The sequence below is a fragment of the Enterobacter chinensis genome (assembly GCF_034008295.1).
In the GTDB taxonomy this organism is placed as follows: Bacteria; Pseudomonadota; Gammaproteobacteria; order Enterobacterales; family Enterobacteriaceae; genus Enterobacter; species Enterobacter chinensis.
Map to the genome: position 1 here is coordinate 57306 of NZ_JARDVI010000002.1, position 11876 is coordinate 69181.

Sequence of the window (11876 nt, forward strand, 5' to 3'; positions counted from 1 at the left end):
GCTCAGGCGCCAAGATTTGCCGGCAGCGGAGCCTTCAGCCATTGCTCAGACAGGCCGTTCAGCGTGCCGTCCTTAATGCCCTGTTCAATCAGCGCATCCACTTTTGCCTTCAGGGCCGCTTCGTTCTTCTTCAGGCCAATAAAGCACGGCGAGTCTTTCAGCATAAAGCTCGGCACCGGGGCTTTAGCCGCGTTCTGACGCGAAATAGCCGCCACCACAAGATTGCCGGTTGCCACGTACTGCACCTGGCCGGAGAGGTAAGCGGAGAGCGTGGTGTTATTGTCTTCATAGCGCTTCACGTCAGCGTCTTTCGGCGCCAGGCCGGTCAGCACCATGTCCTCCACGGCTCCGCGCGTCACGCCGATGGTTTTTCCGCTCAGCGCGGCGGCGTCTTTCAGCTCGGCTCCTTTCGGGCCAAATACGCCGAGGAAGAACGGCGCATAGGCGCGGCTAAAGTCGATCACCTTCTCGCGTTCCGGGTTTTTACCGAGGCTTGAAATGACCAGGTCCACCTTATCGGTTTGCAGGTACGGCACGCGGTTGGCGCTGGTCACCGGCACCAGCTGCAGCTTGAGCTTCATCTGTTTGGCCAGGTAACGCGCCATGTCGATGTCATAGCCCTGCGGCTGGAGATCGGTCCCGACCGAGCCAAACGGCGGGAAGTCCTGCGGAACGGCAATGCGGATGGTGCCGCGCTTCTCGATATCCTGAAGCTGGTCAGCTTTTGCCGGCAGGTTGGTGAACAGACAGACGGCCCCGGCCAGCGCAATTAACAGTTTTTTCATGGTTCTTCCCCGTAACGTTAACATGAAACAAAAGATTCTTTGATAGTGATTTTGCAACTAATGTGCCAGATAAAGCGAAGCGGGGAATTTTCTTATAAAGCCTGTTATAACGCGGTCTGGGCGAAAATACTCTCCATTTTCGCCCCGACCTTTCGCACCATTTTAATGCAAAGCACCAGCCTGATGCCCCATTATCGTTGTTCCAGTTCGTCCAGCTGCTGATAGAGAGAGGCAATCTCGTGAATGCGCGGACGGCCTTTATCGAGGATCTCATGCAGAAAAGCGTTCGCCAGCAGGTTGATTAGGCTATTGACCGACGAATAGCTGTCATAGGCCGAGACGCTGTCCAGCGGCGCGCAGAGCTGCCAGCTCGCCAGCGGAAACAGGCTGTGGGCCTGCGGCTCGCACATCAGCAGCACCGGAATGCCGCTGCTCTGAAGCTGCTGCATCAGCGGGCGGATAATGCGCGGGCGGCGGCGAAACGCCATCATGACCACCAGATCGTCCGGCGTTAAATCCACCAGCTCTTCACTCAGGCTCTGCCCCGGCTGCGGCAGCACCAGCACCTGACCGCGCGCCTGCAGCAGCTGCTGGCGCAGGTGCAGCGCCGCCGGATAGGCGTTACGCATGCCGATGATGACAATGCGCCGCGCCTTCACCATGCAGGCCATCGCCTCGGCAAACTGCTGCGCGTCGAGGGCATTGACCCACTGGGTCAGGTTCGCCATCTCCTGCTTATAGTGGCGCGCCAGCAGCGTGTTGCCCTGCACCGCATCGCGGTTATCGGTGAGCGGCATCCCGCTCTGGCGCAGGGTGCGCAGCTCGTCGCGCATATCCTTATATTTCTCATAGCCCAGCCGCTTAAACAGACGGCTGACCGTGGCTTTCGATACTCCGCTCAGCTGCGCCAGCTCGGCGCTGTTGTAGCTAATCAGGTCGTCAAAATGATCGAAAATAAAATCCGCCACCCGCTGCTCCTGCGGCGACAGCGACGGGTATTGTGCCTTCAAACGTTCATCCAGTTGTTCCATAGCGCCTCTGTAACTTTTGTTTCATCATATTTTGCCTTTCATTATACGTGCCAGTTTACTGAAACTTTTCTTTCAGAACTGGAACAGCTTTTGCAGCACCTTGTGACTTTCAGGGTTATGAGGATTCTTCATGCACAGTAATGTTTCCACACGCGGGATGGCCGTTGCGCCTCACCACCTTGCCAGCCAGAGCGCGCTGGCGGTGCTGCGCGAAGGTGGCAGCGCCATCGAAGCGATGGTGGCGGCTGCGGCCACCATCGCCGTAGTTTATCCGCACATGAACGGGCTGGGTGGCGATGGCTTCTGGCTTATTGTCCCCCCGCAGGGCGACCCGATCGCCATTGATGCCAGCGGGGCGGCGGGATCGCGCGCAACGTTCGCCGCCTACAACGGGCTGGCACAGATCCCCCATCGCGGGCCTCAGGCGGCGCTAACCGTCGCCGGCACGGTGAGCGGCTGGGACGAGGCGCTTAAGGTCTCGCGCGAGATGACCGGCAAGGCGCTGCCGCTGGCCCGCCTGCTGGCCGACGCCATTGAGTATGCGCAAAACGGCACGCCGGTCACGCCGTCTCAGGCCCATGCCACGGCGAGCAAATTTGACGAGCTGAAAGATATCCCCGGTTTTGCGGAAACCTGGCTGGTAGACGGTAAACCGCCAGAGGTCGGCAGCCGCTTTTATCAACCGGCCATGGCGTCTACCCTTACGCGCCTGGTGGAAGACGGTCTGGACAGCTTTTATCGCGGCCCGCTGGCGGACGTGCTGGCACACGGCATGGAGGCGCTGGGCCTGCCCGTGACGCTGGACGATTTACACGCGCACGCTGCCCGACGCACCGCGCCGCTGACGCTGCAGCACCAGCAAGGTGAGGTGTTTAACCTCGCCCCGCCGACGCAGGGGCTGGTCTCGCTGGCGATCCTCGGCATCACCGACCGGCTGAACATGGCGGAGGCCGACGATGCCGACACCATTCACCGCATCGTTGAAGCCACCAAGCTGGCCTTTGGCCTGCGCGATGCCCATATCACCGACCCGCGCGAGCTGAAAACCGATATCCAGAGCCTGCTGGACCCCGCTGCCCTTCAGGCGCTTGCCGACAAGGTTGACGACGGCCGCGCCGCGCCGTGGGGCAGCGGAAAAGGCCCCGGCGATACGGTGTGGATGGGCGTGATGGATAGCAGCGGCCTTGCCGTGTCGTTTATCCAGAGCATTTATCACGAGTTCGGCAGCGGCGTGGTGCTGCCCGATACCGGCATCGTCTGGCAGAACCGCGGCGCGTCTTTCAGCCTCGATCCCGACCATCTTCTGGCTCTCGCGCCGGGCAAACAGCCTTTCCACACCCTGAACCCGGCGGCGGCACGCCTTCGTGACGGACGCGTGATGGTTTACGGCTCGATGGGCGGCGACGGGCAGCCGCAAACCCAGGCCACGCTCTTTACCCGCTACGCGATTCAGGGCGTGCCCCTGCAGGAGAGCATCTCCCGCCCGCGCTGGCTGCTGGGACGGACCTGGGGACAAACCTCGGACACGTTAAAACTGGAAGGACGCTTTACCGCTGAGACGGTCTCACGGCTTCAGGAACTCGGACATGAGGTGGAAATCTTCCCTGACTTTAGCGAAGCCATGGGCCACGCGGGGGCGATTGTTCGCCACCCCAACGGCCTGTTCGAAGGAGCATTTGACCCGCGCAGCAACGGCGCGGCCGCCGGATTCTGAGGAGAAACAATGACGACACCACAACCCGACTGGCAAGCCTATCTGGCGCAGATGGAGTCCGTGCTCGGCGTGACGCTGGACGATACCCGCCGCGCCGAGCTGCAATTGCAGTTCAGCCGCATTGCCACCCTGGCCGCGCCGCTGATGGCGCTGCCGCTCGATGACCGTCTGGAGATCGCAGGAGTGTATAAAGCATGAGGCTACACGAGATGAGTATCGGCGATATTCAGCAGGCGCTTGGCGCAGGCGAGCTGAGCGCTCGCGAGATTGCCCGCCAGACGCTGGAGGCGATTGCGCGCGTTAATCCGCAGATCAACGCCTGGACCGCCGTGACGGAAAAACGCATGCTCGCCGAGGCCGGGAATATCGACACCCTGCGACGCGAAAAGCGCCCGCTGCCGCAGCTGGCGGGCGTGCCCTATGCGGTGAAAAACCTGTTTGACGTTGCCGGCCATACCACCCTGGCCGGTGCTGAGCTGTTCAGCCAGCACACTGCCGCGACCGCTGACAGCTTCGCGGTGCGCCAGCTGCGCAGCGCGGGCGGGCTGCTGACCGGCATGGTGAATATGGACGCCTACGCCTACGGCTTTACCACTGAAAACAGCCACTACGGCACGACGCGTAACCCGCACGACCTGGCGCGTATTGCGGGCGGTTCATCCGGCGGTTCGGCCGCCGCCGTGGCCGCCGGGCTGGTGCACTTTTCGCTCGGCACCGACACCAACGGCTCGATTCGCGTCCCGGCGTCCCTATGCGGAATATATGGCCTGAAGCCAACCTTTGGTCGCCTGTCGCGCTCCGGCAGCCATCCGTTTGTCGCGAGTCTGGATCACATCGGCCCCTTTGCCCGCCGCGTATGCGATCTGGCATCCGTGTACGACGCGCTGCAGGGGCGTGACGGCAGCGACGGTTTTCAGGCTGAACATCCGCGCGAACTGACGCGTCCCCTGCTCGACCGCGGCCTGGAGGGCCTGCGCTGCGCGGTGCTCGGCGGCTATTTCACCACCTGGTGCGACACAGAGGCCAGAGACGCCTTGGCGCGGGTGGCGAAGGCGCTCGACGTGCAGGATGAGCTGCAGTTCCCGGACGCCGAGCTGGCGCGCGCCGCGGCGTTTATCATCAGCGCCTCCGAAGGGGGAAACCAGTACCTGCCCGCGCTTCGCCGCGAGCCTGAGCGTTTTGAGCCGCACTCCAGGGAAAGACTGCTGGCAGGCGCAATGATCCCCTCCGCCTGGTACATTCAGGCCCAGCGGTTTCGCGCGCACGCCCGGCAGGCGTTTAAAACCTTATTCGCGCAGGCCGACGTGCTGATCGCCCCGGCCACCCCGCGCAGCGCCACGCTGGCGGGCGAGCAATCCATGGAAATTAACGGCCAGCCGCTCCCCATTCGCGCCAGCATGGGGATGCTGACCCAGCCGATTTCGTTTTTAGGCTTACCCGTTACCACCGTTCCGCTGCGCACCACGCGGGGAATGCCAATTGGCCTGCAGCTGATTGCCGCGCCGTTTAACGAGCAGGCCTGCCTGCGCGTCGCGCGCGTGCTGGAGGAGAGTGGAATCACCGATGCCCGTCCGGCGGAGATTGCAGCATGATGAATCACGATGACATTAACCTCCCGTGGGTCGTGGCGGAAGTGACGGCCGCGTTTTACCGCTATGAAGACGCGCTGGTGAGCAACAACGTTGCGGTACTGGACGAGCTGTTCTGGCACGACAAAAACACGGTGCGTCTGGGGGCGGGTGAGAATCTGTACGGTATTGATGAAATCCGCGCCTTTCGCACGGCGCGCCCGTCCACTGGGTTACAGAGGACGTTGCGTCACACCGTGATTACCACCTTCGGGGAAGATTACGCGGTGTGCAGCACCGAATTTACCCGCGAGGGCACGGAACGCATTGGCCGCCAGCAGCAGACGTGGGTGCGGTTTGCCTACGGGTGGCGCATTGTGGCGGCGCAGGTGAGTTTGATGGTGTAACACCAACGGGCATGCGACGTCCTGTAGGCCGGGTAAGGCGCAGCCGCCACCCGGCAAAACACGGCACAATTATTTCTGAAACGGATGCACTTCCCGCCAGTGCTCAGCAATCTGCTGGCGGGTACAGACCCACACCCGCTCATGCTGCTGCACGTAATCAAGAAACCGCTGCAGCGCGCGAAAACGCCCCGGCCGCCCCAGCAGACGGCAGTGCATGCCGATGGACATCATCTTCGGCGCGCTTTCCCCCTCTTCGTACAGCACGTCAAAACTGTCCTTCAGATAGGTATAAAACTGCTCGGCGGTATTAAACCCCTGCGCGGTGGCAAAGCGCATGTCGTTTGCATCCAGCGTGTAGGGCACAATCAGGTGCAGTTTGCGGGTGCCGTCGCTGCAGGCTACTTCCGTCCAGAAGGGTAAGTCGTCGCCGTAGTAGTCGCTGTCGTAGTCGAAGCCGCCGTGCTCCACCACCAGCTGACGCGTATTGGGGCTGTCGCGCCCGGTGTACCAGCCCGCTGGCGGCTTGCCGAACAGATCCGTCAGGACATGCACCGCTTTATGCAGATGCTCGCGCTCCTGGTTGATGTCCATGCTCTGATAGTGGATCCAGCGCCAGCCGTGGCTGACCACGTCGTAGTCTGCCGCTTTGATCGCCTCGACGATCTCCGGGTGACGCGCCAGCGCCATCGCCACGCCGAAGACCGTCAGCGGCAGGCCGCGCTTTTGAAATTCATTGTGGATCCGCCAGAACCCTGCACGGCCGCCGTATTCGTAGAGGGAGTCCATCGACATGTGTCTGTCAGGGTAGCTGGCCGCACCGATGATGTCCGACAGGAACTGCTCAGACCCGGCATCGCCGTGCAGAACGTGGTTTTCCGCCCCCTCTTCATAATTGAGGACAAACTGCACCGCGATGCGCGCCTGATTTGGCCACTGCGCGTGCGGCGGGTTGCCCGCGTAACCGCGCAGATCCCGCGGGTAATCCTGTTCAAAATGCGCCATAGCCACCCCTTAATTTAAAATGGATTTAATGCCTGAAATGGTCCGCTTAATACTTTTTTCTCCGGGAAGGCCAAATCGCCATGCTTGCTGGTCGACAGCCCCAGCGCCACCAGCGATTCCACCATCTTCACCGCGGCGCTGACGCCGTCGATCACCGGTACGCGCAGCTCGCGCGTCAGCTCCTGCGCCAGCGTCGCCATACCGCCGCAGCCCAGCACAATGGCACCGCATCCGTCCTCTTTCAGCGCCTGTATACAGCGCGCGCGCACTTTTTCCTGCGCCAGACCGCTACCGTCTTCCAGTGCCAGCACCGGGAGATCGATAGCGTGCAGCGCCGCGCAGCGATCCTGAAAGCCATACTGATGCAGCAGATGACGGGCAATAATCAGCGTGCGCGGCAGCGTGGTGACCACTGAAAAGCGCGTCGCCACCAGCGTCGCCATATGCATGGCGGCTTCCGCAATGCCCACAACCGGCCCCTGCGCCAGCTCGCGCGCCGCCAGCAGACCCGGATCGCCAAAGCAGGCGATGACGTGACCGTCCACGCCCTGCTGCCTGCCGAGTTTGATTTGTTCAAGCACCCCCACGGCAGCGATGGCCTCATCAAAATGGCCTTCGATAGACGGCACGCCCGCGCTCGGGCAGACCGCGAGGATTTCCGTGCCCGGTGCCGCCACCGCGCGGGCCGCCGCGCCGATGGTTTCGGTCATCGCGAGGCTGGTGTTGGGGTTGATCACTTGTATACAAACAGAGGGCATTACGACTCCTTGTGACCGGCAAACAGCCGGGCGAAATCAGGCAGACACTCACCTGCCCGCTCGAAGCAGAGGCTGGCGACGATATGTTCAAAATGGTGCATTAAGGCTTCGCTTAGCGGCTGGAGCGCTTTCTGACGCAGCAGATCCACAAGCTGTTCGTGATCGTTGCAGCGGCAACCCTGACGCCACGGCGCGCCCCAGGTAGCAATCACCAGCGAGGAGCGCTGGCTCAGGCCGGTCACCATCTCCGTCAGCACCTGGTTGCCGGAGATGGCCTGCAGCTGAATGTGAAAATTGGCGGAGTGGCGAATCGCCGCCGGGCCGTCGTACGCCTCGTGCGCCTGCTGCTCCTGGCGAATAATGGCCTCCAGCGCGGCAAGATGCGGCGGCTGACAATGCGCCAGCACGTCCGGCAGGTTGGCGACCTCCAGCAGCGCGCGGGTGCGGAAGATATGCTGCGCCTCTTCAACCGTCGGGCTGGCGACGTGTGCACCACGCTTGGGCGTTAAGGTGACCATTTGCACAGCGGCGAGTCGCTGCAGCACCTTGCGGATGCCCGTGCGGCTCACGCCAAAGACCTCGGCCAGCGCCTCTTCCGGCAGCTTGCTCCCCGGCAGCAGCTGATGTTCGACAATCGCGGTCATCAGCGCCTGAAAGATGGATTCGTCCTTGTCATGCAGGTCTGGCGCGGTCTGCAGGGCGTTTATGTTGTTCATTCACCACTCCGTCTTTTACTCTTCGTTATCGAATCGTATACATAAAAATAAAATATTGCATACAAGATTTATTATTTTGGCCTGGATCCTGCAACACCGTTTGCACTCCCACTCAACGGGTTTTCATTCACAGGAGCAGGTTTCATGCCAAACAGTCAAAACGCGCAACAGGGTACGGCCGCTGATTCCGGTGCGGTTTACAGCCCACGTCTTTGCAATGAGGATCTGGCACCGACGCGTGACCAGAACTGGAGCTGGTACAACATCTTTTCGTTCTGGATGTCGGACGTCCACAGCATGGGGGGTTATGTTGTCGCCGCGAGCTTCTTTACGCTCGGGCTGGCAAGCTGGCAGGTGCTGCTTTGCCTGCTGGTGGGGATTTGCATTGTGCAACTGTGCGCCAACCTGGTGGCCAAACCTAGCCAGATGGCGGGCGTGCCCTATGCGGTGATCAGCCGTCAGGCGTTTGGCGTCTTCGGGGCCAATATACCGGCGGTGATCCGTGGACTTATCGCCTTTGCGTGGTACGGCATTCAGACCTATCTCGCAGCCAACGCGCTGATGCTGGTGGCGCTGAAGTTCTGGCCGTCGCTCTCTTCGCTCACCACCGGCGCTTTCCTGGGCCTGTCGCATCTGGGCTGGATCTGCTTTGCCATTATGTGGGTCCTGCAGGCGATGGTCTTCTGGCACGGCATGAGCGCCATCAAGCGCTTTATTGATATCGCCGGTCCGGCGGTCTACGTGGTGATGCTGGCCCTCGCAGGCTGGATTGTATACAAGACCGGTTTTGACGGAATCTCCTTTACCCTCGCCAGCAAATCCCTGAGCGCGGGCGAGCAGACCTGGCAGATGATCACCGCGACCGCGCTGGTGGTTTCCTATTTCTCCGGCCCGCTGCTCAACTTTGGTGACTTCTCCCGCTACGGGAAAAGCATGGGGGAAATCCGCCGCGGTAACCGCTGGGGACTGCCGTTTAACTTCCTGCTGTTCTCGATTGTCACCGTGGTGATTGTTTCCGGTACCCAGTCGCTGTTTGGCCGCATGATCACCGACCCGATTGAAACCGTCAGCCGCGTGGGTAACGATCTGGCGGTGGCGATTGGCCTGCTGACGATGATCACCGCCACCATCGGGATCAACATTGTGGCGAACTTCGTTTCCCCGGCGTTTGATTTCTCTAACTGCTCGCCGCAGAAAATCAGCTTCCGCACCGGGGGCATGATTGCCGCCGTCGGCTCAATTCTGCTAACGCCGTGGAACCTGTTCAACTCGCCGGAGCTTATCCACTACACCCTGGACGTGCTCGGGGCGTTCATCGGCCCGCTGTTCGGCATTCTGATTGCCGATTTCTACCTGATTAAACGCGGCAAGGTGTCGGTTGACGATCTGTTCGATGACACGCCAAAGGGTAAATACTGGTATCGCAACGGCTTTAACCCGAAAGCCATTGGCGCGCTGATCCCGTCCGTTGCCGTGGGTCTGGTGATTAGCTTTATCCCGGCCCTGCACGAAGTGGCGAACTTCAGCTGGTTCATCGGCGTCTTCCTCGGCGGCGTCACCTACCGCTGGCTGGCGCGGGAAGAGCGCGAGACGGCAGGTGCGACGTCGTTTAGCTCCCGCGTGGCGACGCAAAAAGAGTAACCCCCTCCCTTACCGGCCGCAGTTTATCTGCGGCTTGTTCATTCTGGCACCGTTCTTGCTGAGCCTTATCACCCCGCTATGCAACCACTAAGGCAGGAACCATGATGGATTACCAGACAGCGATCCGCGGCGCATTTTTTGATATAGCCCAGGTCAGCGACAGCGCAGACGCGATTGCCCGGCACGCGCGCTATCTTGAGGACGGGGTGCTGTTTATACAGAACGGAAAAATTCTGGCGCACATGGCGTGGCAGGAGGGCGAGCAGTATCTTGACCCTCACAAAGGCTATACCGACCTGCGCGGCAGGCTGCTGCTGCCCGGTTTTGTCGACACTCACGTCCATTACCCGCAAACGGAGATGATCGGCGCCTTTGGCGAGCAGCTGCTGGAGTGGCTGACCACCTACACCTTTCCGGTGGAGAGCCAGTTTGCCGATGAAGCCTACGCGAAAGAGATCGCCGAATTTTTCATTAACCAGCTGGTAAGCAATGGCACCACCACCGCGCTGGTGTTTTGTACGTTACATCCGGAATCGGTCGAGGCGCTGTTTACCGAAGCCCTGCGCCTGAACATGCGCCTTATCGCCGGCAAGGTGATGATGGACAGACACGCGCCGGACTACCTGAGCGAAGACGCAAAGCAGAGCTACCGGCAGACGCGGGCGCTGATCCAGTGCTGGCACCACCGGGGGCGCCTGGGCTATGCCATTACGCCGCGTTTTGCCCCGACCTCATCCCCCGAACTGCTCGCCGCGGTCAGCCTGCTCAGAGAGGAGTTCCCGGATACCTGGATGCAGACTCATCTGAGCGAAAACCCCAACGAAGTGGCCTGGGTGAGCGATCTCTGGCCGGAGCACGAGCGCTATCTGGACGTGTATCACCACTACGGCCTGACCGGCGAGCGCAGCGTGTTTGCCCACGCGATCCATCTTCACCACAGCGAGTGGCAGTGCCTGCATGATACCGGTTCGGCGGTGGCGTTTTGCCCCACCTCTAACCTGTTTCTCGGCAGCGGGCTGTTTCGCCTGCCCGCCTGCTGGCAGCATAAGGTGCGGATGGGCATCGGCACCGACGTCGGCGCGGGCACCACCTTCAGCATGCTGCGCACCCTGGGGGAAGCCTACAAGGTGGGCCAGCTCCAGAGCTACCGCCTGCGCGCCAGCGAGGCGTTTTACCATGCCACGCTGGGCGGCGCGCACGCGCTCAGGCTCGACGATAAGATTGGCAACTTCGCGCCCGGCAAAGAGGCGGATTTCGTGGTTATCGACCCCGACGTGACCCCGCTGCAGCGCCTGCGCAATCGCCGCTGCAAGGATATTTACGAGCAGCTTTTTGTACTGATGACCCTGGGCGACGAGCGCAACATCAGCGAGACCTGGGTCAACGGCGTGCAGGTGTGGTCAACTGCCCCGGTAGGTTGACCACCCGCCAGGCGCAATCACAAACGGCAGATGGAAGTGCTCGTCTGCCGTTTCTCCCGTCACAAAATCAATTTGCGCGCAGGGGTAGAGCGTGTCGCGACCGGTTTCGCTAAACCACTCGCCGATCTCCGCCACCAGCCGGTAACGGCCTGCGGGCAGAGAGGGAACGAACGCGGCGATGCGCCCCTGCGCGTTGGTCACGCCCGTGGCGAGCGTCTTCCCCTCCTGTTGAAGATGGACCGTCACGCCCTGTGCCGGTTTGCCCGTCGAGATATCCAGAATATGCGTGCTTAACGTACTCATTCGCTAATGACTCCTTCCAGCCGTAGCAGCGTTATTTCCCGCAGCTGTTCCAGTGCGGCACGGACTTCCTGCGCATCGCTGTTCTCCAGCCGCGCGTGCAGCGCCTGTAAAATGTCCTCACCGCTGCGGCCTTTCGCGCGGATCAGAAAGACCCGTCCAAAGCGGGCTTCATAGCGGGCATTGCCCTCGCGCAACGCCTGCACAAGGGCGGCATCGCGGTCATTCACCGCGCCCTGTTCCTGACGCGACAGCGCCGCCTCCGCCTGTGAGCCCGCGGGCTTTTCTCCGATACGCGGATGCGCGCTCAGGGCTTGCGCTAATGCCGCATCATCCCAGCGTTGCGTCAGGGCCTGCGCCGTGAGGAACAAGGCGTCCCGGCTCGGATAAGGCCGCCCGCGAACCAGCGCGTCGGCCCAGCCGGGGATCGCCACGCAGGGGTGGATCAACGCCATCGCGTCGCTGTCCGGAAGATGATTAAAGTCGTGCAGTGCAATCATAGCGTCTCCTGAGTTGTCCTCTTACGGGTCGTT

At 61.4% G+C, this 11876-nt stretch carries 12 protein-coding genes and 1 pseudogene; 6 read left to right on the forward strand and 7 right to left on the reverse strand.

Features of this window, described 5'->3' with window-relative positions; translation table 11 throughout:
- Positions 1–2: 2 nt before the first annotated feature.
- On the reverse strand, positions 3–785 hold the full coding sequence (locus PYW49_RS05240; protein WP_320385878.1) for a transporter substrate-binding domain-containing protein: 783 nt from the start codon (positions 783–785) through the stop codon (positions 3–5).
- Between the two features lie 191 nt (positions 786–976).
- Positions 977–1816 carry a MurR/RpiR family transcriptional regulator HpxU gene (gene hpxU / locus PYW49_RS05245; RefSeq protein WP_320385879.1) on the reverse strand — a complete coding sequence of 280 codons (840 nt, stop codon included), beginning with the start codon at positions 1814–1816 and terminating at the stop codon, positions 977–979.
- Positions 1817–1946: 130 nt separating this feature from the next.
- Between hpxU and hpxW the strand changes: the two genes are divergently transcribed.
- The 4 genes from hpxW to hpxZ are packed head-to-tail and all read left to right on the forward strand — an operon-like array spanning position 1947 to position 5505.
- On the forward strand, positions 1947–3530 hold the full coding sequence (gene hpxW / locus PYW49_RS05250; RefSeq protein ID WP_320385880.1) for an oxamate amidohydrolase: 1584 nt from the start codon (positions 1947–1949) through the stop codon (positions 3528–3530).
- Between the two features lie 9 nt (positions 3531–3539).
- On the forward strand, positions 3540–3728 hold the full coding sequence (hpxX, locus tag PYW49_RS05255) for an oxalurate catabolism protein HpxX (protein WP_126816790.1): 189 nt from the start codon (positions 3540–3542) through the stop codon (positions 3726–3728).
- A complete protein-coding gene (locus PYW49_RS05260) occupies positions 3725–5122 on the forward strand; it encodes an AtzE family amidohydrolase (protein ID WP_320385881.1) in 1398 nt (465 codons plus the stop codon). Before hpxX ends, PYW49_RS05260 begins: the two co-directional genes overlap by 4 nt.
- Positions 5119–5505, forward strand: coding sequence for an oxalurate catabolism protein HpxZ (gene hpxZ, locus PYW49_RS05265; RefSeq protein WP_320385882.1), 387 nt, complete (start codon positions 5119–5121; stop codon positions 5503–5505). The genes PYW49_RS05260 and hpxZ overlap by 4 nt, the downstream gene beginning before the upstream one ends.
- 69 nt (positions 5506–5574) lie before the next feature.
- On the opposite strand, the gene puuE is transcribed toward hpxZ, so the two are convergent.
- The 3 genes and pseudogenes from puuE to PYW49_RS05280 form a co-directional block, all read right to left on the reverse strand.
- Entirely contained in the window at positions 5575–6474 is a 900-nt protein-coding gene (puuE, locus tag PYW49_RS05270) for an allantoinase PuuE (protein ID WP_320386302.1), read from the reverse strand.
- Positions 6392–7265, reverse strand: a pseudogene (hpxA, locus tag PYW49_RS05275) (allantoin racemase). Before hpxA ends, puuE begins: the two are co-directional and overlap by 83 nt.
- Entirely contained in the window at positions 7265–7981 is a 717-nt protein-coding gene (locus PYW49_RS05280) for a GntR family transcriptional regulator (protein WP_134349148.1), read from the reverse strand. The pseudogene hpxA and the gene PYW49_RS05280 overlap by 1 nt, the downstream one beginning before the upstream one ends.
- A gap of 144 nt (positions 7982–8125) precedes the next feature.
- On the opposite strand from PYW49_RS05280, the gene PYW49_RS05285 reads away from it, so the two are divergent.
- On the forward strand, positions 8126–9622 hold the full coding sequence (locus tag PYW49_RS05285; RefSeq protein ID WP_032649014.1) for an NCS1 family nucleobase:cation symporter-1: 1497 nt from the start codon (positions 8126–8128) through the stop codon (positions 9620–9622).
- A 104-nt stretch (positions 9623–9726) separates the two neighbouring features.
- On the forward strand, positions 9727–11043 hold the full coding sequence (gene guaD / locus PYW49_RS05290; RefSeq protein WP_320386303.1) for a guanine deaminase: 1317 nt from the start codon (positions 9727–9729) through the stop codon (positions 11041–11043).
- On the opposite strand, the gene uraH is transcribed toward guaD, so the two are convergent.
- Entirely contained in the window at positions 11023–11346 is a 324-nt protein-coding gene (uraH, locus tag PYW49_RS05295) for a hydroxyisourate hydrolase (RefSeq protein WP_134349149.1), read from the reverse strand. The genes guaD and uraH overlap by 21 nt on opposite strands.
- Positions 11343–11843 (reverse strand): 2-oxo-4-hydroxy-4-carboxy-5-ureidoimidazoline decarboxylase, encoded by a 501-nt coding sequence (gene uraD / locus PYW49_RS05300; protein ID WP_320385883.1) that lies wholly within the window; start codon positions 11841–11843, stop codon positions 11343–11345. Before uraD ends, uraH begins: the two co-directional genes overlap by 4 nt.
- Between the last annotated feature and the right edge of the window lie 33 nt (positions 11844–11876).

Bases quoted from the DNA above. Each gene is read 5' to 3' on its own strand.
- PYW49_RS05260 (WP_320385881.1), top strand. From the start codon at position 3,725: ATGAGGCTACACGAGATGAGTATCGGCGATATTCAGCAGGCGCTTGGC.
- PYW49_RS05240 (WP_320385878.1), bottom strand. From the start codon at position 785: ATGAAAAAACTGTTAATTGCGCTGGCCGGGGCCGTCTGTCTGTTCACC.
- PYW49_RS05285 (WP_032649014.1), top strand. From the start codon at position 8,126: ATGCCAAACAGTCAAAACGCGCAACAGGGTACGGCCGCTGATTCCGGT.
- hpxZ (WP_320385882.1), top strand. From the start codon at position 5,119: ATGATGAATCACGATGACATTAACCTCCCGTGGGTCGTGGCGGAAGTG.
- hpxU (WP_320385879.1), bottom strand. From the start codon at position 1,816: ATGGAACAACTGGATGAACGTTTGAAGGCACAATACCCGTCGCTGTCG.
- uraH (WP_134349149.1), bottom strand. From the start codon at position 11,346: ATGAGTACGTTAAGCACGCATATTCTGGATATCTCGACGGGCAAACCG.
- hpxX (WP_126816790.1), top strand. From the start codon at position 3,540: ATGACGACACCACAACCCGACTGGCAAGCCTATCTGGCGCAGATGGAG.
- PYW49_RS05280 (WP_134349148.1), bottom strand. From the start codon at position 7,981: ATGAACAACATAAACGCCCTGCAGACCGCGCCAGACCTGCATGACAAG.
- hpxW (WP_320385880.1), top strand. From the start codon at position 1,947: ATGCACAGTAATGTTTCCACACGCGGGATGGCCGTTGCGCCTCACCAC.
- uraD (WP_320385883.1), bottom strand. From the start codon at position 11,843: ATGATTGCACTGCACGACTTTAATCATCTTCCGGACAGCGACGCGATG.
- guaD (WP_320386303.1), top strand. From the start codon at position 9,727: ATGGATTACCAGACAGCGATCCGCGGCGCATTTTTTGATATAGCCCAG.